Origin of the sequence: Aminobacter anthyllidis, from assembly GCF_018555685.1 — a bacterium.
GTDB classification, from domain to species: domain Bacteria; phylum Pseudomonadota; class Alphaproteobacteria; order Rhizobiales; family Rhizobiaceae; genus Aminobacter; species Aminobacter anthyllidis.
Map to the genome: position 1 here is coordinate 867,375 of NZ_JAFLWW010000003.1, position 24,764 is coordinate 892,138.

Genomic DNA, 24,764 nt, shown 5'->3' on the forward strand with positions numbered 1-24,764 from the left:
ATAAAGCGAACGGAGCGGCGATGAAGATGGACCGACGGCAGGAAAGAGAAACGGAGGCACAGCGCAAGGTCGCGATGGCGGCATTGGCCATGGCCCCGGGCGACGAGTTGAAGCGGCTGTGCGCGGCCGCAGGCGTGAGCAACGATGCCGAATTGCTGCGCGGCCCCGAGACCGGCCTGGTGTCGGTGCGCGGCCGTATCGGCGGCGGCGGCGCGCCGTTCAATTTCGGCGAGGCGACGGTGACCCGCGCCACGGTGCGTCTGCCCAGCGGCGAGATCGGCCATTCCTATGCGCTCGGCCGCGACAAGGAGAAGGCCAAGCTGTCGGCCATCACCGATGCGCTCTGGCAGAACCCGGAACGGCGCGCCGAGATCGAAGACAAGATAATCGCCCCGCTGCGCGCCGCGCAGGCCGAGGCAGATGCGACCAGCCGCGCCGAGACGGCGGCGACCAAGGTCGACTTCTTCACCATGGTGCGCGGAGAGGACTGATGGACCAGATGGATGTGATCGACGGCGGCTTTTCCGCCCCAGTTTTCAACGCCCAGACGGTTTTCCGCGCCGTCATGGACGCGATGGCACGGCCGGGCACGGTTCAACAGCTAGCCGAACTGGCACAGCCGCCCGCACCGCTGGCGGCAACCGCTGGTGCCGTGGCGCTGACCTTGTGCGACCATGACACCCCGCTCTGGTTCGATGCCGGGCTTCAGGTTTCGGCGGCAAAATCCTGGCTTGGTTTCCACACCGGCGCGCCATCAGCCGCCACGCCGGCCGATGCGCATTTCGCCCTCGTCGCCAATCCGGCCAACCTGATCTCGCTCGAGAATTTCGCCCAGGGCACGCAGGAGTATCCCGATCGCTCGACGACGCTGATCCTGCAGGTCGAAAGCCTGACTGATGGCACGCCGCTGCATCTCGAAGGCCCCGGCATCGAAAAATCGGCAACCATCGCGCCGACGTCGCTGCCGCGCCACTTCGTCGAGCAATGGAAGCAGAACGGCGCCCGTTTCCCACGCGGCGTCGATTTGATCCTGGCAGCCCCCGACGGCGTCGCCTGCCTGCCCCGCACCACCCGCATCAAGACGACGGAGGCCTGACATGTATGTGGCAGTCAAAGGTGGCGAAGCCGCCATCGCCAACGCCCATCGCCTGCTCGCCGACCGCCGCCGCGGCGACCGCTCCGTGCCGGCGCTGCGCATCGACCAGATCGTCGAGCAACTGGCGCTTGGCATCGACCGCGTCATGGCCGAAGGCTCGCTCTACGACCGCGAGCTCGCGGCCCTTGCTGTGATGCAGTCGCGTGGCGACCTGATCGAGGCGATCTTCCTCGTCCGCGCCTATCGCACCACCTTGCCGCGTTTCGGCTACACCAGGCCGATCGACACCGCCGCCATGCAGGTCGAGCGTCGTGTTTCGGCGACCTACAAGGATCTGCCCGGCGGCCAGCTGCTCGGCCCTACCTTCGACTACACCCACCGCCTGCTCGATCCGCAACTCGCCGGCGATCCTGATGTCGTCGAACCGGAACAGCGCGAGACCGACGGCCAGCGCATGGCGCGCGTGTCGGAAATCCTCGCCCGTGAGGGCCTGATCGAGGCCGACGGCGAGTTGCCGGAGGATCACCTCACCGGCGACATCACCCGCGAGCCCTTGGAATTCCCGCAGGCCCGCGACAGCCGCTTGCAGGCACTGTCGCGCGGCGACGAAGGTTTTCTCCTCGCGCTCGGCTATTCGACGCAGCGCGGCTATGGCCGCAGCCATCCCTTCGTCGGCGAGGTCCGCATCGGCGAGGTCGAGGTCGAGCTCGACGTGCCGGAATTGCCCTTCCCCGTCACGCTCGGCCGCATCCGCGTCACCGAGTGCCAGATGGTCAACCAGTTCAAGGGTTCGGCCAAGGCGCCGCCGCAGTTCACTCGCGGCTACGGGCTCGTGTTCGGCCAGTCCGAACGCAAGGCGATGGCGATGTCTCTGTGCGACCGGGCGCTGCGTGCCGGCGAATTGGGTGAAGACATCACCGCACCTGCCCAGGACGAGGAGTTCGTCATCTCGCACTCCGACAACGTCCAGGCCACCGGCTTCGTCGAGCACCTGAAGCTGCCGCACTATGTCGACTTCCAGGCCGAACTCGACCTCGTCCGCCGCATGCGTGGCGAGCACGAAAAGCGCAACCAGATCAACGAAAACGACCAGCGCGAGGCGGCAGAATGACCACCGCAGCAACAGAAATCGCAACCTACAACTTCGCTTATCTCGACGAGCAGACCAAGCGGATGATCCGCCGGGCGATCCTCAAGGGCATCGCCATTCCCGGCTACCAGGTGCCGTTCGCCTCCCGCGAAATGCCGATGCCTTATGGCTGGGGCACCGGCGGCGTGCAGGTCACCGCCGCGATCATCGGCCCCGATGACGTGCTCAAGGTCATCGACCAGGGCGCCGACGACACCACCAATGCGGTGTCGATCCGCGCCTTCTTCCAGAAGGTCGCCGACGTCGCCGTCACCACCGAAACGGCCAAGGCGACGATCATCCAGACCCGTCACCGCATTCCCGAGCATCCGCTGACGGCGGGCCAGACGCTGGTCTACCAGGTGCCGATCCCCGAGCCGCTGCGTTTCCTCGAACCTCGCGAGACCGAGACGCGGAAGATGCACGCGCTCGAGGAATACGGGCTGATGCACGTCAAGCTCTACGAGGACATCGCCCGTCACGGCCGCATCGCCACGACCTATGCCTATCCGGTGAAGGTCGAGGGTCGCTATGTGATGGACCCCTCGCCAACGCCGAAATTCGACAACCCGAAGATGCACATGTCGCCCGCGCTCCAGCTGTTCGGCGCCGGGCGCGAAAAGCGCATCTATGCCGTGCCGCCCTTCACCAGGGTGGTGAGCCTCGATTTCGAGGACCATCCCTTCGAGATCCAGACCTTCGACCAGCCCTGCGCGCTGTGCGGCGCCGAGCAGGTCTATCTCGACGAGGTCATCCTCGATGACAAGGGCGGACACATGTTCGTCTGCTCCGACACCGACCATTGCGAGAAGCGCCAGGCCTGCGGCCATCGCGGCCATCTTGCCCCTGAAGCGCTGGAGCCAGCCCAATGACCGACGAACCGCTTCTGCGCGTCACCGCACTGTCCAAATATTACGGCTCGCGCATCGGCTGCGAGGACATATCCTTCGATCTCTGGCCGGGCGAAGTGCTGGCCGTCGTCGGCGAATCCGGCTCGGGCAAGACGACGCTGCTCAACTGCCTGGCAACGCGGCTGCTGCCCACATCGGGAACCGCCAGCTACCGCATGCGTGACAACCAATGGCGCGACCTCTACCGCATGAGCGAGGCCGAGCGCCGCTTCCTGATGCGCACCGACTGGGGCTTCGTCCACCAGAACCCGGCCGACGGCCTGCGCATGACGGTGTCCGCGGGCGCCAATGTCGGCGAGCGGCTGATGGCCATCGGCGACCGCCACTACGGCAACATCCGCTCGACGGCCGTCGACTGGCTCGGCCGCGTCGAGATCGACGAGGAGCGCATCGACGACGAGCCGCGCGCCTTCTCCGGCGGCATGCGCCAGCGCCTGCAGATCGCCCGCAACCTCGTCACCGGCCCACGCCTGGTGTTCATGGACGAGCCGACAGGCGGCCTCGACGTGTCGGTGCAGGCGCGCCTGCTCGACCTGCTGCGCGGGCTGGTCACCGACCTCGGGCTCGCCGCCATCGTCGTCACCCACGACCTCGCCGTGGCGCGGCTGCTGTCGCAGCGCATGATGGTGATGAAGGATGGCCATGTCGTGGAAAGCGGCCTCACCGACCGGGTGCTCGACGATCCGCGCGCGCCCTACACCCAGCTCCTCGTCTCCTCGATCCTGCAGGTCTGAGCATGGTCCCGAAAAGTGGGTCCCGGTTTTCGGGCAAGATCATGCTCATCAAGGAAAGACTGTAACCATGGCAACGCCACTCATCGTCTCCGAGGTCGCCAAGGCCTTCACCATGCACCTGCGCGGCGGTATCCGCCTGCCGGTGGTCGCCAACGTGTCGTTCTCGATCCGGGCTGGCGAATGCGCAGTGCTCGGTGGCCCCTCGGGTGCCGGCAAGAGCTCGATCCTGAAGATGGTCTACGGCAATTACGGCGTCGACCAGGGCCAGATCATCGTCGATCACCACGGCCAGCTTGTCGATCTCGCCACTGCCAACCCGCGCACGGTGCTGGCCGTGCGCCGCGACACCATCGGTTATGTCAGCCAGTTCTTGCGCACCGTGCCGCGCGTCTCGGCCCTCGACGTCGTCGCCGAACCGCTGGTCGCCCGTGGCACCGCCCGCGACGAGGCGCATGCCCGCGCCTCGGAGCTGCTCGGCCGGCTCAACCTGCCGGAACGGCTGTGGAGCCTGCCGCCGGCAACGTTCTCGGGCGGCGAGCAGCAGCGCGTCAACATCGCGCGCGGCTTCATCACCGACCATCCGGTGCTTTTGCTCGACGAACCGACGGCCTCGCTCGACGCCACCAACCGCGAGGTGGTGATCTCGCTGATCGAGGAGAAGAAGCTGAGGGGCACGGCCCTGCTCGGCATCTTCCACGATGCCGACGTGCGCGAGGCGGTCGCCGACCGCATCGTCGACGTCACCACCTTCGCTGCCGGAAAGGCCGCCGCATGAGCCGCAAGCTTTCCGAACAGCCCTGGATCCACCCGACCGCCGAGGTGACGCAGTCGACACTCGGCCGCTGGACCGAGGTTTCCGAGCGCACCCGCATCAGCGAGAGTTCGCTCGGCGACTATTCCTACGTCATGCAGGACTGCAGCTTGTGGTGCACCACGGTCGGCAAGTTCTCGAACATCGCGGCCGCCGTGCGCTGCAACGCCACCAACCACCCGACCTGGCGGCCGACCTTGCACCACTTCACCTACCGCGCTTCGGACTATTGGGAAGATGCCAGCCACGAGACCGAGTTCTTCGAGTGGCGCCGCTCCAACGCGGTGACCATCGGCCATGACACCTGGCTCGGCCACGGCTCGACCGTGCTGCCCGGCGTCACCATCGGCGACGGCGCGGCGGTCGGTTCCGGCGCTGTCGTCACCAAGGATGTCGCGCCCTACACCATCGTTGCCGGCGTGCCGGCCAAGCCGCTGCGCGAACGCTTCGACCGCAAGACGTCGGATCGTTTCCAGGCACTCGCCTGGTGGGATTGGGACCATGCCAAGCTGCGCACCGCGCTCGACGATTTCCGCAACCTTTCGGCGGAAGAATTCCTGGAGAAGCACGGGGGTTGAGTTGACCTCACCGCGCCAGGAAAAACTGGATCGCGACCACATTGACCAGATCGACGAAAAACGCCGAGACCAGCGGCAGGATGATGAAGGCGTTCGGTGACGGGCCATAGTGCTTGGTCACCGCCGTCATCGATGCGATCGCAGTGGGCGTCGCGCCCAGCGAAAGGCCGGTGAACCCGGCGCTCAGCACCGCCGCCTGATAGTCCCGGCCCAAAAGCGGGAAAAGCAAGATCAGGATGAAGGCAACCGCAAGCACTGCCTGCATGGCAACGACGACCAGCAGCGGACCAGCAACCCCGGCAAGCGTCCAAAGCTGCATGCTCATCAGCGACATGGCGAGGAACGCCGACAGCGAATAGTCGGAAATCAGCGACATCGCCGGCGAGCGCGCTGGCCAGGGCATGCGTGGAAAGGCGTAGGGGATCGTGTTGGACAAAACGACGCCCATAAGCAGGCAAGGCACGAACAGCGGCAGCTTCAGGCCCAACGCCGTGATCGGTCCGTGAACAAGATAGCCAAGCACCACGGCGACGTTGACCAGCAAAAGCGCCTGCATGAAGTTCGACTTGTCGATCGGTGCCGCCTCGGCCTTGGCTTGAGCCCTCTCGTTTTCCGAAACCGTCGCGTCGGTGGTCAGCTTGCCGCGCTCGATGAGGAACTTCGCCACCGGACCACCCAGCACACTTGCCACGATGAGGCCAAGCGTCGCTGCGGCAGTGCCGACTTCGATAGCCGCGGGAAAGCCGTGCTCGGCCGCGATCGCAGGCGCCCAGGCGATCGTCGTGCCATGGCCGCCGACAAAGGCGATCGATCCCATGATGACGCCTGCGGCCGAGGGTAGGCCGAACAGCCAGGCACCGAGCGTGCCGACGCCATTCTGCAAGAAGACGAAAAGCACGGTCAGCACGCACAGCACCGCCAGTGCCCGCCCGCCGACCAGCAGGTCGGACAGCCGCGCATTGACGCCAACGGTGGCAAAGAAGATCACCAGCAACCTGTCGCGCGTGGTCATCTCGAAGACGATTTCCATGCCCGACAGCTTGTAGAACGCCCATATGGCTGCAGCCGCCAGAAACCCGCCGGTGACCGGCTCGGGGATGTTGTAGCTACGCAGGAATGCGACGCGGCGCGTCAGGATCACGCCGATGAAATAGACGACAATTCCGAGCGTGAGCGTCAGGAAATCAGGCGAAACGAGAACATTGTCGGCCATGGCCATCCGAGCTTCGCGTGGGCCCCGGACGGCCGGTGCCGGATCGGACGATCCCGATCTCCCCTGACATCAACCTTGCCTAGAATAATTTCGAGAGCAATCGGAATTGCAGCTCGGCCATTGCTTCCATGATCCCGAAACAGAAACGCCCGCGGCCGCTCCTTGCAGGAGAAGCCGCGGGCGCAACAGTCGGTGTAAGACTCAGGCTTGCTGGATCGCCGAGAGCTGCCAGTTGCCGCCGTTCTGGCGCACGAAGGTCCAGAGTTCGGTCGTCTCGGTCGGCTCATTCGCATCGCCGTCGACGATCTCGCCGGTCGCGCGGTTGCGGGTCACGTCGATCGACGAATAGTTCAGCGCCGCCGTGGCATAGTCGCGATCGCCTTCGTTCCAGCTTTCGGCGATATCGGCCTGCAGCAGTTGAACGTCGGTCACGTCGTTGCGCACGCCGTTCTGGGCGTTATCGGCCAGTTCCTCGGAGAGGTAGGACACCATTTCCGGCGTCACCAGCCGGCGCAGCGCCTTGTGGTCTTCGCGGCCGAAGGCTTCCTGCACCTCGGTCAGCATGCGCTGGAAGGTGTCGAGGTCTTCGCCGGATACGGCGATGTCCTTGCTCACCGACTGCTGCGGCGCGGCGTTGGCGCGGCTGCCGCCGATGCTCGGAATGCTGAACGAGCGGCTGCCGCCATTGGCCTTGCCATCTTCGTCAGACGGTGCCGCATCGCGGTAGTTGAAGTTGCCGCCGCCAGCACCGGCTCCAGCCATCGCCGGACCTGAATTTTGCGCCTGCCGCGAGCGGAAAAAGCGCAAGGCCAGCCAGATGGCGCCGCCGATCAGCAGCAACTGCATCAGCATGCCGAACATGCCGGCGAGACCGCCGAAACCCTGGCCCATCATCATGCCGAGCAGTCCGCCCATCAACAGGCCGCCGATCATCGCGCCGCCGAAGCCGCCCATGAAGCCGGGACGCTGCTGGGTGGCCGCGCCCGGACGCGCCGCATTGGCGGCCGGGTTGGTCGCCTGGCCGGTGTTCGGCGTCATCGAGCGCTCGACCGGCGCGGTCGGCTGCGGTGCGGTGCGGGTCGGCGGTGCCGACTGGAAGGTGCGCGCGCCCCTGCTGCCGAAGCTGCCGCCGCGACGCGCGTCGGCCTGGTCGACGGCGACCATGGAGAATGCAAGGAACAACCCTGCGAACAGTGTGGCAAAGCGGGTCGTTCTGGACATCGTCATCGGCAGTTCCTCGTAGAGCGGTAATGTCGACCCTCATATAATGACTAACAACTGTAGTGTCAGGGTTGGAACGTCAAGTTTTGGCAGATTCTTGCGAGATTCCGCCAAAACATTGATTCATAACAGCTTTAGTCGCAGGTCAGGTCGTCATTTGTCGCTCCGCTCGAACCGCTCAGCGGCTGCGGCCGTCGAACGGGATGCGCTTGAGCGTCGCGAGGTCGATCTCTTCGATGCAGCGTACATTGATCGCCGCGGTCTTTTCGCCGCTCGGGCTGACACCCATGCCGAACGGCGCGCAGCCGCAGTTCAGGCAGAACATGTGGTCGACGACGTGCCTGTTGAACTTGTATGTCGCAAGGCGCTCGGGCGGCGTGGTCACGGTCAGCTTGTCGCGCGGCACGAACCACAAGAGGTAGCCCTTGCGGCTGCAATGCGAACAGTTGCATTCGATCGCGCTTGCCGGCTCGCCTTCGACCTCGAACGAGACATTGCCGCAGTGGCAGCTACCCTTGGCCATACCGTCCCCCCTCGCATTTGAATTGCGAGCGAGACTTAGCGCCCATCCCCAGACCTGACAATCGCCTGCGGAGACGGCCGCAACCGCGGCTCGGCGCTACGCCCAATGAGTGGTCGGATTCCCAAAACAGTGATTTTTGGCCGTAAAACCCGGGTTTTTCGCGCTTCGGCCTGTGCATCGTAACAAAACTGACATGGTCCCGACATTGCAGCTTCACGTCCCGGGTCTAGGCCCAAGCACGACAAGGGCGAAAAGCCCGCCGGGACAGGGAAGCCAAGATGCTCGAAATCCGCAACGTGACGCGCCGCTTCGGCAAGAATGTCGCCGTCAATGGCGTCAACCTCCAGATCCAGCAGGGCCAGATGGTCGGCATCATCGGCCGCTCCGGCGCCGGCAAGTCGACCCTGCTGAAAACCATCAACCGCCTGATCGACCCGAGCCAGGGCTCGATCGTCTTCGATGGCACCGAGGTGTCGTCGCTGCGCGGTCCCGCACTGCGCCGCTGGCAGCGCGACTGCGCCATGATCTTCCAGCAGTTCAACCTTGTGCCGCGCCTCGACGTGCTGACCAACGTGCTGCTCGGTCGCCTCAACCATCGTTCGACCGCACTCAACCTGCTTTCGATCTTCTCGCGTGAGGAGCGCATTCGGGCCATCGCAGCCCTCGAGCGCCTCGACATCGCCCGCACCGCCCTCCAGCCGGCCGGAACCCTCTCGGGCGGCCAGCAGCAGCGCGTCGCCATTGCACGTGCCCTGATGCAGGAGCCGAAGCTGATCCTCGCCGACGAGCCGATCGCCTCGCTCGATCCGCTCAACGCCAAGGTGGTGATGGACGCGCTGCGCGACATCAACCTGCGCGACGGCATCACCGTCATCACCAACCTGCACACGCTCGACACCGCGCGCACCTACTGCAACCGCATCATCGGCATGCAGGGCGGCGCGGTGGTGTTCGACGGCGCGCCCGAAGACCTCACCATCGAGGCAGTCCGCCTCGTCTACGGTGCCGACGCCGACGGCACTGAAATTTCCGAAGCCATCACCTCGACCAGCATCCGCCCGGTCAAGGTCAGGGCTCCCGTATCCGCCGCACCGCTCGAGCCGGCCTACGCTCCGGCCTGAGCCTGCGCGCGTTCGTCTCGCCCGCGTCAAGGGCCCGTAATCATCAACTGCAATGACCCGGCAAGGTGCTGGGCCAAACTGGAGAACTGTCATGTTCAAGAAAGCACTTCTGGGTGCCGCTTCGCTCGCCGTGCTGGCGATCGGCTCCGCCAATGCCGCCGACCTCAAGGACTTCCGCATCGGCCTGATCGGCGGCGAAAACGAAGCCGACCGCCTGCGCAACTTCCAGTGCCTCGTCGACCAGCTGCCCAAGGCCATCGGCGTCGAGAAGGTTTCGCTGTTCCCGGCCGCCGACTATGACGGCACCATCCAGGGCCTCCTCGGCGGCACGCTCGACTACGCCGAGCTCGGCGCATCGGGCTACGCCAAGATCTATCTGCAGAACAAGGACGCGGTCGAGCCGATCCTGACCACCGTCCAGACCGACGGCGCCACCGGCTACTACTCGATCATGGTCGCCAAGAAGGACTCGGGCATCACCAAGCTCGAAGACCTCAAGGGCAAGAAGCTCGGCTTCGCCGATCCGGACTCGACCTCGGGCTACCTGATCCCCGTCACCTCGCTGCCGAAGGATCTCGGCGGCGTTGCCGTCAAGGACTTCGTCGCCGAGACCGGCTTCGGCGGCGGCCATGAAAACCTCGTCCTCGAAGTGCTCAAGGGCACCTTCGACGCCGGCACGACCTTCGGTTCGGGCGTCGGCGAGTTCAAGGACGGCTACACCTCCGGCAACCTGAAGAAGATGGTCGACAAGGGCATCCTCGACATGGACGACCTGGTCGAAGTCTGGAAGTCGCCGCTGATCCCGAACGGCCCGATCGTCGTGCGCACCTCGCTCGACGCCGACATCAAGACCAAGTTCAAGGACTACATGATGAAGCTGCCGCAGACCGATCCGGCCTGCTTCTCGGCCATCCAGGGCGGCGACTTCAAGGGCTACACCGAAGTCACCCCGGAGTTCTACCAGCCGGTGATCGACGCCCGTAAGGCGCAGATCGGCAGCTAAGCCCCGAAGGCAACTCGGACGCGCCGCGCAGCAATCGCGGCGCGTCCCTTTTTATCCGGGATCGGACGAACCCCAATGACAATGCCCCTCTCGGAAGCCGGCCTCGCGGTCGAGCAACACTGGCGTGAGCTCGCCAGCCGCCGCCGCCTCTATACGGCGGGTAGCCTGTTCTTCCTCTTCATCGCGCTGTCCGGATCGCTCTGGTTCGCCAATGACAGCAATGCCGGCAAGTTCTTCGATCGGCTGCCGCACGTCTTCGATTTCGTCGACCAGCTGATCCCGCGCGACGGCCTCGAGGTCTGGCGCGCCATGTTCGACCTGCCCTCGCCCTATGCCGACGGCAGCCTGAAATTCGATTACCCCGAAGGCCGGATGTATCTGTTCGGCTCGTTCTATTTGCCCGAATACGTCTACAAGATGCTGGAGACGATCAACATCGCGCTCGTCTCGACGCTGATCGGTTTCGCCTTCGGCTTCCTGCTCTGCTTCCTGGCGGCATCCAACCTCGTCACCCAGCGCTGGCTGCGCTTCTTCGTCCGCCGTTTCCTCGAAATCCTGCGCGCCTTCCCCGAGATCGTCATCGCCGGCTTCTTCCTCGCCATCCTGTCGATGGGCGCGATACCGGCGATCATCGCGGTGTCGCTGCACACCATCGGCGCGCTTGGAAAGCTGTTCTTCGAGGTCGTCGAGAACGCCGACATGAAGGCCGACGAAGGCCTGCGCGCCGTCGGCGGCAACTGGCCCGAGCGCGTCTGGTTCGGCATCGTGCCGCAGGTGATGCCCAATTTCCTGAGCTACGGCCTGCTGCGCCTCGAGATCAATGTCCGCGCCTCGACCATCATCGGCGCTGTCGGCGGTGGCGGCATCGGCGAGGCGCTGCGCCTGTCGATCAGCCGCAACCACGAGGCCAAGACCATCGCCATCATCATCCTCCTGTTCTGCACCATCGTTGCGGTCGACCAGTTCTCTGCCTGGCTGCGCAAGAGACTGGTCGGCGAACAGGCCTTCGCCTTCGGCCGCGGGGACTGAAATCATGACCACGCTTTCCCTCACCGACATGCAGGCGATCTCCGAGCGCCATCCCGATGTTTTCGCCGGCTCCTGGCGCAAGACGCTGACCGGCTGGGCCGTCGGTCTAGGCCTTGTCGCCTATCTCGCCTTCGCCTGGTGGTTCTTCGCCGCCGGTGCCGTGCTTGCCGGCGGCAACTGGGGCATCGCCGGCACCTATCTCGCCGACTGGGTTTCCTACGAGGTGCGGCCGCAGATCGACTTCAAGGACGACCGCCTCGACATCAGCTACCCCCGGTTCTCGGCCTACCGCGCCGACCGGCACCCGCACTGGCTGAGCTTCGAGCGCCCTGCGACAACCGCAGCAGCAGCTCCGGCCAACAAGGCTTCGGCCAGTCACGTCACAGCCTTTATCGGAAGCAACGACAGCATCGAGGTCACGCCCGCGCAAGTGCTGGTCCGGCGTGGCGGCGAGACGCTCGATGTCGCCGTCGTCCGGCGCGTGAGCGTCGTCGCCTCTGGCCCGCTGCCGTCCTGGGCGACCCAGAAAAAGCCGGGCGAAAAGATCACCGTCGATTTCGGTTTTGCCGGCAGCGCCCAGATTGACGCCGACGACGTCAACATCCGTCATCGCTTCTTCGGTTGGGAAAACTTCTTCTTCGATGGCCACTCGCCCTATTGGGGCAAGTCGACGGGCGAGGTCATGTCCTTGATCGCGTCGGACGAACGCATCGACTCGAAGATGTCGAATGCCGCGCTCGCCTGGGACAATATCGTCAACAACTCCGAATGGCAGCATGGCGATGTCTGGATCAAGATGTTGCAAACCATCGTCATGGCCTTCGTCGGCACGCTGTTTGCCAGCCTGCTCGCCTTCCCGCTGGCTTTCCTGGCAGCCCGCAACATCACCCAGAACCGCCTGGTCAATCAGGTCGCCAAGCGCTTCTTCGACTTCCTGCGTTCGGTCGACATGCTGATCTGGGCGCTGTTCTTCACCCGCGCCTTCGGTCCGGGCCCGATCGCCGGCATCTCGGCGATCTTCTTCACCGACACCGGCACCTTCGGCAAGCTCTACTCCGAGGCGCTGGAAAACATCGACGACAAGCAGCGCGAAGGCATGCGCTCGGTCGGCGCTTCGCCGGCCTCGGTCCAGCGCTACGGCGTGGTGCCGCAGGTGCTGCCGGTGCTGATCAGCCAGTCGCTCTATTTCTGGGAATCGAACACGCGTTCGGCCACCATCATCGGCGCGGTCGGCGCCGGCGGCATCGGCCTCAAGCTGTGGGAAGCGATGCGCACCAACTCCGACTGGGAAAACGTCGCCTACATGGTGCTGCTGATCCTGATCGTGGTGTTCATCTTCGACAATATCTCGACCGCGTTGCGCCAACGCCTCATCGGCAACAAGGCCAGCCACTGAACATGAGGGGCCGGCCCTTGCAAAGCCAAGAAAGTCGGCCACTACTTCGTCAAACTGTCACGCAAATCATCTATCGCACGGCCTTCCAGGAATCTTTCCATGCGCTACGCCATCTATTTCACGCCCGAGCACGATGATCCGCTGTGCCGCATCGCGGCCGGCTGGCTCGGGCGCGACGCGTTTGGCGGCGCTGTCACCCCAGTAAAAGCGTTCGGCGACCTGTCTGCCGCGGAAGTGGCATTCCACACGGCGGCGGCCCGCCGCTACGGCTTCCACGCCACGCTCAAGGCGCCGTTCCGTCTCGCCGACGGCATGACCGAGCATGCGCTGATCGATGCGATCGACGCCTTTGCGAACGCAACCGTGCCGTTCGACATCCCGCGCCTGACACTCGCACAGATCGATGGCTTCTTCGCGCTGGTTCCCGCCGCGCCACTGCCTGAACTCGACCGCTTCGCCGGCGATGTGGTCACCGCGTTCGAGCCGTTCCGCGCGCCATTGAGCGACGCCGAGATGGCCCGCCGCAACCCCGATGCGCTGTCGCCGCGGGAATGCCGCAACCTCAGCCGGTGGGGCTACCCTTACGTCTTCGATACATTCCGTTTCCACATGACCCTGACCGGCCGCATCGCTGCCGAGGAAGCCTCGCGCGTTCGCGCTGCAATCGAGGAATGCCTGGGCGATACGCTCGACAAGCCGGTGCCGGTGGATGGCCTGGCATTGTTCGTCGAGCCGTCTCCGGGTGCGCCGTTCGAAGTGCGGACCTATCGCGCACTGGGCGAGCAAGCTGAAAGAAAGACCGCCTAAGATGACCGACCTTGTCCTGAAGAATGCCCGTATCGTCCTTGCCGACGACGTGATCGACGGCTCGATCGTCGTGCGCGACGGCAAGATAACGGAGATTTCCACCGGCCCGAGCGCCATTGGCGAAGACATGGGTGGCGACTTCGTCATCCCGGGCCTCGTCGAACTCCACACCGATCATCTCGAAGGCCACTACGCCCCGCGTCCGCGCGTGCGCTGGAACCCGATCGCCGCCGTCCTCGCGCACGACGCGCAAGTAGCGTCCGCCGGCATCACCACCGTCTTCGACGCGCTGCGCGTCGGCATCGACGAGGACGCCGACATGACCTCGACCGACATGCGCCTGCTTGCGGACGCGATCGAGGACAGCGTGCGCGCCGATCGCGTCCGTGCCGATCACTTCATCCATCTGCGTTGCGAGGTTTCGGCCAACGACTGCCAGGACAGCTTTGCCGTCTTCGACGGCGACGACCGCGTCAAGCTGGCGTCGCTGATGGACCACGCGCCAGGCCAGCGCCAGTTCGTCGACCTCGAGACCTATGCCTATTACTACCAGCGCAAGCTCAAGCTGAACGACGTCGAGTTCCAGGCTTTCTGTAACAAGCGCATGGACGACTCCGCCCGCAACTCCGGGCCCAACCGCGATGTCATCTCGGCCGCCTGCCACGCGCGCGGCATCGTTCTGGCGAGCCACGACGACGCCACGACAGCCCATGTCGACGAAGCAATCGCGCAAGGGATCCGCGTTGCCGAATTCCCGACCACGCTTGAGGCCGCCAACGCCTCCAAGGGTGCCGGCCTCGGCGTCCTGATGGGCGCGCCCAACGTCATGCGCGGCGCCTCGCATTCCGGCAACGTCTCGGCCCGTGCGCTTGCCGAGCACGGCCTGCTCGACATCCTGTCGTCGGACTACATCCCGTTCAGCCTGATCCAGTCGGCCTTCTTCCTCGGCGAAGTCGTCGATGGCATCTCGCTGCCGCAGGCAATGGCGATGGTGTCGAAGAACCCGGCCGACGCCGTCGGTCTCACCGACCGCGGCGTCATCGAGGCCGGTCGCCGTGGCGATCTGGTGCGCGTGCGGGTCGACGAGCATGTGCCGGTCGTGCGCACCGTCTGGCGCGAAGGCCGCCGCGTCGCTTAAGCCCCGGCCTTCTCTTCCTCATTGAGGCCGATCAGTGTCTGCTCCATGTCGGGCTCGTCGCCGGAGCAGACGCACAGCATCTCGGCATCGCCCTCGCCTACCGAGAGGTAGGCGTGGCCCATGGTCGAGTCGATATAGACGCTTTCGCCTTCCTTGAGCCGCACCGGCGCATATTGCTCGGTGTGGACCTCGATCTCGCCCTTCAGCACGATCAGGAATTCTTCGCCGGCATGGCTGGTCAGCGGACCGAACTGCTCGAGCGTGCGCGCCCGGGCATTGGCCAGGATCGGCACCATGCGCTTCCGCACCAGATCGGTGGCGAGATAGAAATAGTCGTAGTTGCGTGTCAGCTGGCGCAGCGTCGTCGTCTTTGACGTCACCGAGCGGCGTGTGCGCGCGGTAGGCTTATTGGAGTCGCCGCTCAACAGTTCGGTGACATGGATGCCGAGCCCGCCGCAGATCTGCAGCAGCTTGTCGTAGGTCAGCGACATCTGGTCGTTCTCGACCTTCGAAAGCGTCGACACCGCCACGCCGGTGAGATGGCTGACGTCCTGGAGCGTCCAGCCATGTTGCCGTCTCAGGTTGCGCAGGCAGTCGCCGAGATTCGGCTGTTCCGACATCGTCATCTCCATCACCCGACTACGTTAGCTAGTCCAACTCCTTCCTTGTCGCAAGATTCACCCATATTTTTCCTATACGCTAAATATTGACCGCATCCGAAAATGATTTTACGAATGGCCATGCATTCCAAGTCCCACACCCCAAAAGTTATCGTCATCGGTGGCGGCATTGCCGGCCTTTCGCTCGCCGCCAGCGTCCAGCAATGGGCCAAGGTGACGGTGATCGAGCGCGAATCCCAGCTTGGCTACCATGCCAGCGGACGCTCCGCCGCTCTGTTCACCGAGACCTACGGCAACACGCTTGTGCGCGCCCTTTCGGTAGCGAGCCGGCAGGCCATCAACGATGGCGGCTTCATCGAGCATATGCGCGGCGCCCTGCATTTCGGCGGCCCCGGCGACGACGACGCCATCGACAAGCTCGCTGCCGAGTACCAGGCACTGGTTCCGTCCGTGCGACGGTTGTCGCCCGAGGAAGTCACCGAACTGGTGCCGCTGATCACGCCTGAGCGGACCTGCGGCGGCGTCTATGAACCGGGCGCCGTCGACATCGACACCGGCAAGATGGTCCAGGCCCAGGCCTCCGCGCTGAAGGCCGCCGGCGGCAAGATCGTCACCAGCGCCGACGTGCTCGAAATCAAGCGCACGCCGCAGGGCTTCCGCATCGTCACCGCGTCGGGCATTCACGAGGGCGACATCGTCGTCAACGCCGCCGGCGCCTGGGTCGACGTCATCGCCGGCCGTGCCGGCCTGTCCGGCCTCGGCTTCGCGCCCAAGCGACGCACCGCCTTCCTGTTCGATCCACCCGCCGGCGTCGACGTCCGCAAATGGCCGCTTGTCGTCGACCTGCACGAGCGCTTCTATTTCAAGCCGGACGCAAGCCGGCTGATCGGCTCGCTCGCCGACGAGGCCGACACCGAACCTTGCGATGCCTATCCCGAGGACATCGACGTCGCCACCGCCGCCTACAACATCGAGGAGGCCACGGGCCTGGACGTCGGCCGGCCGTCGACGCCCTGGGCCGGCCTGCGCACCTTTGCGCCCGACCGCACGCCGGTCGTCGGTTTCGACCCGCGCCTGCCCGGCTTCTTCTGGCTCGGCGGCCAGGGCGGCTACGGCTTCCAGGTGTCGCTGACGCTGGCCCGGCTCGGCTCGGCGCTGATGCGTGGCGAGCCGCTGCCGGATGACCTCGTCGAACTCGGCGTGACCTATGCCGCGCTGGCGTCGGACCGCTTCGTGCAGACCAACGGCATGGTCGCCGTGAGCACTTAGACCACAGACCGAAAGAATGTTGGCGCGACGGGAGGAGAACCGCTGCGCGCCATCATAGACAACTAAAAATGGGAGCGATAACAATGACTTCTTCAGGCATGATTCTGCGTTCGGCGCTTGTCGCCTCGACCATGCTTTTCGGCGGCCAGGCCTACGCCAAGACGCTGGTCTACTGCTCGGAAGCCAGCCCCGAGACTTTCAACCCGATGCTGACGGTTGCCGACTCCACCATGGATGCGGCCGCCAAGACGATCTTCAACCGCCTCGTAGAGTTCAAGCCGGGAACCACGGAAGTCGGACCCGCGCTCGCCGAGACATGGGACGTGTCGGAGGACGGCAAGGTCTACACCTTCCACCTCCGCAAGGGCGTCAAGTTCCACTCCAACGACACCTTCACCCCGTCGCGCGACTTCAACGCCGACGACGTGCTCTACACCTTCAACCGCCAGCGCGATTCCTCCAATCCGTATTACAAGCTGGCCAACGCCTCGTACGAGTATTTCAACGGCCTCGGCATGGCTTCGATGATCGCGAACATCGAGAAGGTCGACGACTACACGGTGCGCTTCACGCTGCCGACGGCGAATGTCACCTTCCTGCCCGGCATCGCACTCGACTACCTCTCCATCCTGTCGCTGGAGCAGACCGAGAAGATGGTCGCCGCCGGCACGCCTGAGGTCATCGACCAGCGCCCTGTCGGCACCGGCCCGTTCATCCTGCAGGCCTACCAGCAGGACGCCCAGATCCGCTATGCCGCCAACAAGGACTACTGGAACGGCGCGCCCAAGATCGACACGCTGATCTTTGCCATCACGCCGGAGCCTGTCGTCCGCGTCACCCGCATCAAGGCCAACGAGTGCCAGGTTGCCGCCCCGCCCCCGGCTGCCGCACTTGCAGAACTCAAGGACAATCCCGACGTCGACATCCTCAGCCAGCCGGGCCAGAACATCGGCTCGGTCGGCTTCAACACCCAGCACGCGCCGCTCGGCGACGTGCGCGTGCGCACCGCCCTGGCCAAGGCGATCAACCGCCAGGCGATCGTCGAGGCAGTCTATCAGGGCGCCGGCAGCCTTGCCGGCAGCGTCGTGCCGCCGATGCAGCTGGGCGCGGTCACCGATGCTGCCATCGACTATGACCCAGAAGGCGCCAAGAAGCTGCTGCAGGAAGCAGGCCTCGACGCCGGCACCAACATCAAGCTCTGGGCGATGCCGGTGTCGCGTCCCTACAACCCCAACGCCCGCCGCATGGCCGAGATGATCCAGGCCGACTGGGCCGCCGTCGGCGTCAAGTCGGAGGTCGTCACCTTCGAATGGGGCGAATACCTGACCCGCACTGGCAAGGGCGAACACGACGCCTATCTGCTTGGCGGTTCGAGCGACAATGGCGATCCCGACAACATGCTTTCCTTCTCCTTTGCCTGCGACGGCGTGAAGGGCGGCTCGAACCGCTCGCGCTGGTGCAACGAGGATTTCGACAAGCTGCTCGAGGCCGGCCGCGTCACCGCCGACCCGGAGAAGCGCGCCGAGATCTACCGCCAGGCCCAGGCGATCCTGAAAGCCGAGGTGCCGGAAGCGCCGATCGCCCATTCGGTCGTCTCGATCCCGGTGCGCAAGAGCGTGCTCAACTATGTGATGGATCCGTTCGGCCGGCAGAATTTCGCCGCCGTCGACATCGCTGAATAAGGCCACCACTCACGAAGAGGGCAGACAGTCATGCTCGAAGAATTGAAGCGTCTGCTCGAAACCTACCGCGCCGATGGCGCGGTAGGCGCCTCCCTCGCCTTCGCGCTCGGTGACGGCGAGGTCGTTGCCGTCACCGCAGGTGTGTCGGACAGGCCGCGCAACATCCCCGTCACGCCTGACCAGCTGTTCAAGATCGGCAGCTGCACCAAGACCTTCGTCGCAGCGGCCCTGATGAAGCTCGCTGAGGACGGCAAGGTCGATCTCGGCGCTCCGATTTCGGCCTGGTTCCCCGACCTGCCGCGCGCCCGCGAGGTGTCGGTACGCCAGCTGATCAACCATCGCGGCGGCCTGCCCGAGTTCGAATACGACATTCCGATGGACCCGAGCCTGGTGTGGACGCCGGCGAAGCTCGTCGACCTCGCCTTCAGCGTTGGCAACCAGACCGCTCCGGGCGGCCCGGCCGTCTACAACAACACCGGCTATGTGCTTGCCGGCATGCTGATCGAGGCGGCATCAGGGCTTTCGCTCGGCGCCTATGTGCGTGAAAAAGTGCTCGACCCGCTTGGCCTCAAGGACACCTGGTCGCCGGCGACGGAAAGTTTCCCGAACGAACGCATGGTGCGCGGCTACTACCATCGCCCCAAACCCGCCTCGGATGCTGCAAGCGGCATCGCCGACGGCGGCGAGATGTGGCGCATGGATGGTGTGCTGCCCTACTCCGACGAGCTGCAGGATTCCTCCGACAGCTTCCCCTTCTCCGGCGCCTATGGCTGCGGCGACATGGTGTCGACGCCAAGCGACATGGTGAGGTTCATGCGGGCGCTGTTTTCCGGTGGCCTGCTGCCCGCGCCGCTGTTTCGCGAGATGAGCGAAAACCGCGCCGAAGTCAGCTTCCCGGGAACCCGCATGCGCGAGACAGGCGCTGGCCTGTTTCAGAGCAGCTACGCCGACCGCCTGCTTTACGGCCATCAGGGCGGCATTCCGGGCTACGTCACCGTCATGCAGCACGAGCCGATGTCCGGCCTGAGTGTCGCCATGACCTGCAATGCCGGCTCGGGCAACCGCCTGTCGTATTATGCCAGCAGCATGCACCCGGTGTTCGACCAGGCGATCAGGACGATCCTGCGCGGGTAAAGTTCAGACGCCCAGGCCGGCGGCCATCTGGCGAAGGTCAACGCCGAGTTCGGACGTCACCTCCAGCGCGCGGTCGTCGCGCGCTGGAGTGTCATTCGCCGACTGATGCTCAGCCAGCACGCGGTCGCGCTCGCGGATCAGCATCCTGATCTCTTCCGAGTAAAGATCGACCACTGCACTCAGCCAGCGATTGACCAGATAGGACGGCCGGGCAAAATGCAGGTCGAAGCGCGGCAGGAGCGCGATCGTCGGCTCCGCGTCCAGCCAATTGTCGCCGACGACCCATTGGTTGACGGTGAACAGGCGCAGCAACCGACCATAAGGATCGACGCCCACGGCAACGATGTGGTGGATCGGCCCGTTCGCGCCTTCCGGCCGCACGAAGCAATGGAAATGGCCGTGTTCTGCCTGCCCCTCCTGCGGCGGGTGGCTGTGGTAATACCACTGCGCCCCGGTCTCGGGGTCGAACACGTCGCCTTGGGGAAAATGCTCCCAGGCAGCGACCGACTTGGCCTCGCGCAGCGTCTCGAGCAGCACGTTGCTGCCGGATTTCGTCAGCACCTGCTCGCAGAACAGTGCCTGCCGCGCCGCCTCGGCTCTCGTCTCGTCCATCATAGGCCTCCGGGCCGCAGCTTGGCCTATTGCGGCTGGGCCGCGCAAGGCGAAGCGGCGGGGGCAGCAGCACATGGAGACGCTGCAGGTGCGGGCGCCGCCGCGCATGGCGAGGCTGCGGCGCACGGAGCAGCCGCCGGAGCAGGCGCGGCTGAACAAGGTGAGCCCGCGGAATAAGGCGCCGCTGCCGCGCACGGAGACGCCGCAGCGCACGGAGCTGCCGCAGCACATGGCGAAGCGGCCGAGCATGGTGACGCCGCAGCACAAGGCGAACTCGCGGCGCACGGGTTTCCGGCAGCGCAAGGCGTCGCTGGCGCGGCGGCCGCCGGTGCCGGCTTGGGCGCCGCAAAGCGGTAGTGGTCGACGGCAACCGCCGAGGTGGCGGCGAGGAAGGCCGTGCCGAACAGGAGGGTGTTGCGCGCGCTCATTTCTTGAACCCATCGAGACCGAAGAGCGGACGCAGCGCGACACCGCCGAGGCTGCCTACGAAGGCCGAGGCGAACCACAGCCAGCCATGCACGCTGCCCGAGGCGATGCCGGAAAACAGCGCGCCGACATTGCAGCCGAACGACAGCCGCGCCCCATAGCCCATCAGCACGCCGCCGATGGCAGCCGCCAGGAACGAGGCAAACGGCATATGCACCTTGGGCGCGAACTTGCCGGCGAGGCCGGCGGCGAGCGCGGCACCCAGGATGATGCCGAAATTCATCACCGAGGTGACGTCGGCAAGCACGCTGGAGCCCAGCGCCTTGGCCGGTCCGGGCCAAGTCCAGAACGCCCAGGTCTCGACGGGCACGCCGACCGCCTGCGCCACCTTGGCGCCCCACAGGCCGAAGCCGAAGGTCACCGACCAGGGATGACCGGCGGTAACCAACGTCGCGATGTTGAGCCCGGCGAGCAGGAGCCCCGCCCCGATCAGCGGCCACGGGCCGTGCAACAGACGGGCAACACCCAGGCGCGGCGCGGGTTTAGCCTTCTCGATGGCGCCATGTGCCCTGCGTTCGACGAGCATGGTGAGGCCGGCAACAGCGCCAAGGCCGACCAGCGTGACGATCACCCCGCCCGGCACGCCAAGCGTCCGTCCGAGGCTGATCTCGGGCAGCGCCGGCAGTGCCAGCCACCACGGCAGGTGTGCCGTGCCAATGACGGCTCCGACGATGAAGAAGATCAGCGTCACCAGCATGCGCGAGCTGCCGCCGCCGACGGTGAACAGCATGCCCGAGCCGCAACCGCCGCCGAGCTGCATGCCGAGGCCGAACATCGCGGCTCCCACCAGCACCGACACGCCGACCGGCGCGAAGGCGCCGACAAGCGCCTGGCCGTTGAAGCTGCCGAGCGACAGAAGCGGGATGAAGACGACGGCCGCGGACGCGATCATCAGCATCTGGGCGCGGATTGCGTTGCCGCGCTTTTCGACCACGAAGCGGCGCCAGCCGCCGGTGAAGCCGAAGGAGGCGTGATAGAGCGCCAGGCCGAGCAGGCCGCCAATGACAAACAGCACCGCCTGGCGCGTATCGATCGCCTGGCCGATGGCGAGCGCGCCGAGGATGAAGGCAAGCCCGACGAATACGACGGGTCCCTTGTCGAGGCTGACCGGCACGGCAGGTACCGGGGCGGTTGCAGAAATCTGGGTCATTTCAATTCGGTCGCAAATTTGAATCTAGAGATGCATCGCCCGTTCAACGAAAGATGTCCAGGATCGCTCCTGGACATCTTCATGTCGGGCCTGCCCTTGTCTGGCGATCAGTTGCCGGGCTGCACGGGGCGTGCCGGATCGGCGGCCCACTCGGCCATCGAGCCGTCATACATCTTGGTGTTCTTGTTGCCTTCAACCTCGCTCAGGCCGAACCACACCACCGACGCCCAGTGGCCGGTGTTGCAGAAGGCGATGTTCTGCTCGTCCTTGGCGAGACCGACCGACTGCGACAGGCTGCCGACGGTTTCCTTCGAGGCGAAGGACGCCTTGTCGGCATCGTAGAGCTTGGTGTTCTCAAGATTCTTCGAGCCGGGGATGGTGCCGGCAACGCGGACGACCGGGCTCTTGGCCTCGCCCTTGAACTGCGCGGCCGGGCGGCCGTCGATCAGCTTGATGCCTTCGGCGCGCGCCTTCTCGACGTCGGCGGTGGTCGCCAGGAGCGCCTGCTTCAGCTCGCCCTTGAAGGCGACGGCCGCAGGCTTGGCCACATCGGTGGCGAGTTCGCCGCCGGCGGCTTCCCAGGCGCGCGCGCCGCCGTCGAGGATCGACACGGCATCATGGCCGAGCACCTTGAAGGTCCAGTAGACGCGGGTGGCACCGCCGAACTCGGAGGAGTCGGTGCCGTTCGGCACGATCACCACATGGCTGTCGTTGCTGACGCCCAGCGCGCCGATGGTCTTGGTAATCGTCTCCAGCGGCGGCAGCATGCCGGGAACGCCGTTCACCTCGGCGCGCCAGCCGGCCGTCGCATAAGGCGCGCTCACGGCACCCGGCACATGGCCCTTGGCATAGGGGTTGGCGCCGTCCTTGGCGGCGTCGCGCACGTCGATCACGACGAGGCTCTTGTTGCCGAGGTTGGATTTGAGCCAGGCAGCGTCGACAAGCGGCTTGTCGGTCAGGCGTTCGGCCTGCGCGCCGGTGGCGAAGGCCAAGCCTGCAGTAATGACAGCAGCCAACAGAGAAAAGCGCATCGGACAACTCCAGGGAAAAAGATTCTAAAAACAGGTGTTGAGCACATTAGTAATCCGGAATCGCGCCGCAAACACGGTATCGGAGACCCTAATCGACGACGATCTCGAAACGAATTACGAGAAATTGGGAGAGAAATAGAATCTCATTCCTTACATCAAGTCGCATGTTCATATGCGGAATAAAGAATATAACCCCTTCACAAATCGGTCTATTACGACGACTTTCTGATCAACGCCGCCGAGCCGATGATTTGGGCCGCAGCAAAGGCTCATGAGGGGACAAAGGCATGCGTTTGCTCAAGGCGATGGTTGCAGCGATTTTCGGGACGGCTCTCGCCGTCTCGGTTGCGTTTGCCCATACGCCTGAAGATACGCTTGTCGTTGCCGATGCCATTGACGACGTGGTGACGCTCGATCCGGGCGAAGTTGGCGAGGTCGGCGGCGTCCTGACCAGCAGCCAGATCTATCAGTCGCTGGTCAGCTTCGACGTCAATGACCCCACCAAGATCATCGGCCTGCTCGCCGAGAGTTGGACGATTTCGTCCGACGGCAAGACCTTCACCTTCAAGATGAACCCGAAAGCCCGCTTTGCCTCAGGCAATCCGGTGACCGCATGGGACGCCGAATTCTCGCTGCGGCGGGTAATTCACCTCAAGTCGCGCTCGGCCTTCATCATCGGCCAGTTCGGGTTTTCGCCAGACAATGTCGACGACCGCATCAAGGCGCTCGATGATCAGACCCTGGTCATCACGATCGCCGACACCTACTCGCCGAGTTTCCTGTTTTACTGCCTGTCGTCCTATATGGGCGCCATCGTCGACAGCAAGACCGTCAAGGCGCACGAGGTCGATGGCGACTACGGCAATGGCTGGCTCAAGGCACAGAACTCCGCCGGATCAGGTCCGTTTGTGCTCAGCAAATGGCAGCCGCGGGAGTCGATCCTGCTGACGCGCAACGGCAACTACTGGGGCACGCCGGCCAAGATCGAGCACGTGCTGATCCGCCACGTCGCCGAAAGCTCGGCCCAGCGCTGGTTGCTCGAAACCGACGAGATCGACATCGCCAACCGGCTCGGGCCCAACGATTTCGATACCCTCACCAACAACCCGAAGCTGGCCATCGTCCACGGCCGCTCGGGCAACATCTATTACATGGGTCTCAACGTCCGGAACCAGTATCTCGCCAACCCCAAGGTGGTCGAGGCGATGAAATACCTTGTCGACTACCAGGGCATCGTCGACACCATTTCGCGCGGCACCATGGAAGTGCATCAGACGCTGGTGCCCAACGGCTTCCTCGGCGCCATCGCCTACAAGCCGTTCAGCTTCGACCTCGACAAGGCGAAGGAACTGCTGGCCGAAGGCGGCGTCAGTGGCGAGTTCTCGCTCGACATGGTGGTGTGGGACACCCAGCCTTTCACCGATTTTGCCAAGGCGATCCAGGCAACCATGGCGCAGGCTGGCGTCCAGCTCAATCTGCAGGTCGTCGGCGGCCGCGAGTGGCTCGACCGCTACCGCAACCACGACCTCGACATCTGGCTTGGCCTGTGGGGGCCCGACTACCCCGATCCGCACTCCAACGCCAAGGCCTTCGCGGTCAACAAGCAGGACGCACCCGACGGCTCCGACAGCCTGGCCGACCGGTTCGGCTGGAACGCCGGCGCACTTTCACCCGATGCCATGGCCGCCGTGCGCGAACAGGACACCGCCAAGCGCAAGGCCATGTACGAGGCGATCCAGAAGGTGCACACCGACACGTCGCCTTTCATCATGATGTTCCAGGAAGTGCGCAAGGTCGGCATAAGCGCCCGGATCAAGGGCCTGATGATGGGCACGACGTTCGCCGACGACCGGTATTGGGCGGTTTCGAAGTAATCTGTCTTAGCCTGGGCAATTCTCCCCTGCACCCAACAAAAAACCGGGCGGCTGTCGCCGCCCGGTATCTCTAGCGTGTTGCCCGGTCAGGTTCGGTCAGGCTCAGCCACCGGCGCCGCCGCCCGAGCCGCCGCCAGCACCACCGGCGCCGCCACCCGAGCCACCACCGCCACCGCCAGCACCGCCACCGTCGGAA

At 64.9% G+C, this 24,764-nt stretch carries 24 protein-coding genes; 17 read left to right on the forward strand and 7 right to left on the reverse strand.

Features of this window, described 5'->3' with window-relative positions; all coding sequences use genetic code 11:
• Positions 1 to 20: 20 nt before the first annotated feature.
• The 7 genes from phnG to J1C56_RS13875 all read left to right on the forward strand — a co-directional run bounded on the left by phnG (position 21) and on the right by J1C56_RS13875 (position 5,259).
• Positions 21 to 491 (forward strand): phosphonate C-P lyase system protein PhnG, encoded by a 471-nt coding sequence (gene phnG / locus J1C56_RS13845; RefSeq protein WP_214390099.1) that lies wholly within the window; start codon positions 21 to 23, stop codon positions 489 to 491.
• Entirely contained in the window at positions 491 to 1,096 is a 606-nt protein-coding gene (phnH, locus tag J1C56_RS13850) for a phosphonate C-P lyase system protein PhnH (protein WP_420797387.1), read from the forward strand. The genes phnG and phnH overlap by 1 nt, the downstream gene beginning before the upstream one ends.
• Before the next feature lies 1 nt (position 1,097).
• Positions 1,098 to 2,207, forward strand: a complete 1,110-nt coding sequence (locus J1C56_RS13855; RefSeq protein WP_214390101.1) for a carbon-phosphorus lyase complex subunit — start codon at positions 1,098 to 1,100, stop codon at positions 2,205 to 2,207.
• Entirely contained in the window at positions 2,204 to 3,097 is an 894-nt protein-coding gene (locus tag J1C56_RS13860) for an alpha-D-ribose 1-methylphosphonate 5-phosphate C-P-lyase PhnJ (RefSeq protein WP_214390103.1), read from the forward strand. The genes J1C56_RS13855 and J1C56_RS13860 overlap by 4 nt, the downstream gene beginning before the upstream one ends.
• Positions 3,094 to 3,870 carry a phosphonate C-P lyase system protein PhnK gene (gene phnK, locus J1C56_RS13865; RefSeq protein ID WP_214390111.1) on the forward strand — a complete coding sequence of 259 codons (777 nt, stop codon included), beginning with the start codon at positions 3,094 to 3,096 and terminating at the stop codon, positions 3,868 to 3,870. The genes J1C56_RS13860 and phnK overlap by 4 nt, the downstream gene beginning before the upstream one ends.
• 67 nt (positions 3,871 to 3,937) lie before the next feature.
• Entirely contained in the window at positions 3,938 to 4,645 is a 708-nt protein-coding gene (phnL, locus tag J1C56_RS13870) for a phosphonate C-P lyase system protein PhnL (protein WP_214390113.1), read from the forward strand.
• Positions 4,642 to 5,259: a DapH/DapD/GlmU-related protein gene (locus tag J1C56_RS13875; protein ID WP_214390115.1), complete on the forward strand. Its 618-nt coding sequence runs from the start codon at positions 4,642 to 4,644 to the stop codon at positions 5,257 to 5,259. Before phnL ends, J1C56_RS13875 begins: the two co-directional genes overlap by 4 nt.
• A 7-nt stretch (positions 5,260 to 5,266) precedes the next feature.
• Here J1C56_RS13875 and gltS read toward each other — a convergent pair whose 3' ends face one another.
• The 3 genes from gltS to J1C56_RS13890 all read right to left on the reverse strand — a co-directional run bounded on the left by gltS (position 5,267) and on the right by J1C56_RS13890 (position 8,216).
• A complete protein-coding gene (gene gltS / locus J1C56_RS13880) occupies positions 5,267 to 6,472 on the reverse strand; it encodes a sodium/glutamate symporter (RefSeq protein WP_338001435.1) in 1,206 nt (401 codons plus the stop codon).
• A gap of 201 nt (positions 6,473 to 6,673) precedes the next feature.
• Entirely contained in the window at positions 6,674 to 7,699 is a 1,026-nt protein-coding gene (locus tag J1C56_RS13885) for a Tim44 domain-containing protein (RefSeq protein WP_214390124.1), read from the reverse strand.
• Between the two features lie 172 nt (positions 7,700 to 7,871).
• Positions 7,872 to 8,216 carry a GFA family protein gene (locus tag J1C56_RS13890; protein WP_214390126.1) on the reverse strand — a complete coding sequence of 115 codons (345 nt, stop codon included), beginning with the start codon at positions 8,214 to 8,216 and terminating at the stop codon, positions 7,872 to 7,874.
• Positions 8,217 to 8,494: 278 nt separating this feature from the next.
• On the opposite strand from J1C56_RS13890, the gene phnC reads away from it, so the two are divergent.
• From phnC to J1C56_RS13920, 6 genes are all read left to right on the forward strand, one after another.
• Positions 8,495 to 9,337, forward strand: coding sequence for a phosphonate ABC transporter ATP-binding protein (gene phnC, locus J1C56_RS13895; RefSeq protein WP_214390128.1), 843 nt, complete (start codon positions 8,495 to 8,497; stop codon positions 9,335 to 9,337).
• Positions 9,338 to 9,428: 91 nt separating this feature from the next.
• Positions 9,429 to 10,340 carry a phosphonate ABC transporter substrate-binding protein gene (gene phnD / locus J1C56_RS13900; protein ID WP_214390130.1) on the forward strand — a complete coding sequence of 304 codons (912 nt, stop codon included), beginning with the start codon at positions 9,429 to 9,431 and terminating at the stop codon, positions 10,338 to 10,340.
• A 75-nt stretch (positions 10,341 to 10,415) separates the two neighbouring features.
• Entirely contained in the window at positions 10,416 to 11,369 is a 954-nt protein-coding gene (gene phnE, locus J1C56_RS13905) for a phosphonate ABC transporter, permease protein PhnE (protein ID WP_246591340.1), read from the forward strand.
• Between the two features lie 4 nt (positions 11,370 to 11,373).
• Complete coding sequence (gene phnE, locus J1C56_RS13910) at positions 11,374 to 12,765, forward strand: phosphonate ABC transporter, permease protein PhnE (protein WP_214390132.1); 1,392 nt, start codon at positions 11,374 to 11,376, stop codon at positions 12,763 to 12,765.
• Between the two features lie 99 nt (positions 12,766 to 12,864).
• On the forward strand, positions 12,865 to 13,572 hold the full coding sequence (locus J1C56_RS13915) for a DUF1045 domain-containing protein (RefSeq protein WP_214390134.1): 708 nt from the start codon (positions 12,865 to 12,867) through the stop codon (positions 13,570 to 13,572).
• 1 nt (position 13,573) lies between these two features.
• On the forward strand, positions 13,574 to 14,710 hold the full coding sequence (locus tag J1C56_RS13920) for an alpha-D-ribose 1-methylphosphonate 5-triphosphate diphosphatase (protein WP_214390136.1): 1,137 nt from the start codon (positions 13,574 to 13,576) through the stop codon (positions 14,708 to 14,710).
• On the opposite strand, the gene J1C56_RS13925 is transcribed toward J1C56_RS13920, so the two are convergent.
• Positions 14,707 to 15,330, reverse strand: coding sequence for a helix-turn-helix domain-containing protein (locus tag J1C56_RS13925; RefSeq protein WP_214390138.1), 624 nt, complete (start codon positions 15,328 to 15,330; stop codon positions 14,707 to 14,709). The genes J1C56_RS13920 and J1C56_RS13925 overlap by 4 nt on opposite strands.
• 120 nt (positions 15,331 to 15,450) lie before the next feature.
• On the opposite strand from J1C56_RS13925, the gene J1C56_RS13930 reads away from it, so the two are divergent.
• From J1C56_RS13930 to J1C56_RS13940, 3 genes are all read left to right on the forward strand, one after another.
• The gene (locus tag J1C56_RS13930) at positions 15,451 to 16,599 is read left to right on the forward strand and encodes an NAD(P)/FAD-dependent oxidoreductase (protein WP_214390305.1); all 1,149 of its coding nucleotides are present in this window, start codon (positions 15,451 to 15,453) and stop codon (positions 16,597 to 16,599) included.
• Between the two features lie 83 nt (positions 16,600 to 16,682).
• Positions 16,683 to 18,281: an ABC transporter substrate-binding protein gene (locus J1C56_RS13935; RefSeq protein WP_246591342.1), complete on the forward strand. Its 1,599-nt coding sequence runs from the start codon at positions 16,683 to 16,685 to the stop codon at positions 18,279 to 18,281.
• A 30-nt stretch (positions 18,282 to 18,311) separates the two neighbouring features.
• A complete protein-coding gene (locus tag J1C56_RS13940; RefSeq protein ID WP_214390148.1) occupies positions 18,312 to 19,415 on the forward strand; it encodes a serine hydrolase domain-containing protein in 1,104 nt (367 codons plus the stop codon).
• 3 nt (positions 19,416 to 19,418) lie between these two features.
• Here the strand turns inward: J1C56_RS13940 and J1C56_RS13945 are convergent, their stop codons facing one another.
• From J1C56_RS13945 to J1C56_RS13955, 3 genes are all read right to left on the reverse strand, one after another.
• Positions 19,419 to 20,030: a DUF6969 family protein gene (locus J1C56_RS13945; RefSeq protein ID WP_214390307.1), complete on the reverse strand. Its 612-nt coding sequence runs from the start codon at positions 20,028 to 20,030 to the stop codon at positions 19,419 to 19,421.
• Positions 20,031 to 20,451: 421 nt separating this feature from the next.
• Complete coding sequence (locus tag J1C56_RS13950) at positions 20,452 to 21,663, reverse strand: YeeE/YedE family protein (RefSeq protein ID WP_214390150.1); 1,212 nt, start codon at positions 21,661 to 21,663, stop codon at positions 20,452 to 20,454.
• 107 nt (positions 21,664 to 21,770) lie between these two features.
• Positions 21,771 to 22,694 (reverse strand): sulfurtransferase, encoded by a 924-nt coding sequence (locus J1C56_RS13955; RefSeq protein WP_214390152.1) that lies wholly within the window; start codon positions 22,692 to 22,694, stop codon positions 21,771 to 21,773.
• Positions 22,695 to 22,981: 287 nt separating this feature from the next.
• On the opposite strand from J1C56_RS13955, the gene J1C56_RS13960 reads away from it, so the two are divergent.
• Positions 22,982 to 24,568 (forward strand): ABC transporter substrate-binding protein, encoded by a 1,587-nt coding sequence (locus J1C56_RS13960; RefSeq protein WP_214390160.1) that lies wholly within the window; start codon positions 22,982 to 22,984, stop codon positions 24,566 to 24,568.
• Positions 24,569 to 24,764: the final 196 nt, after the last annotated feature.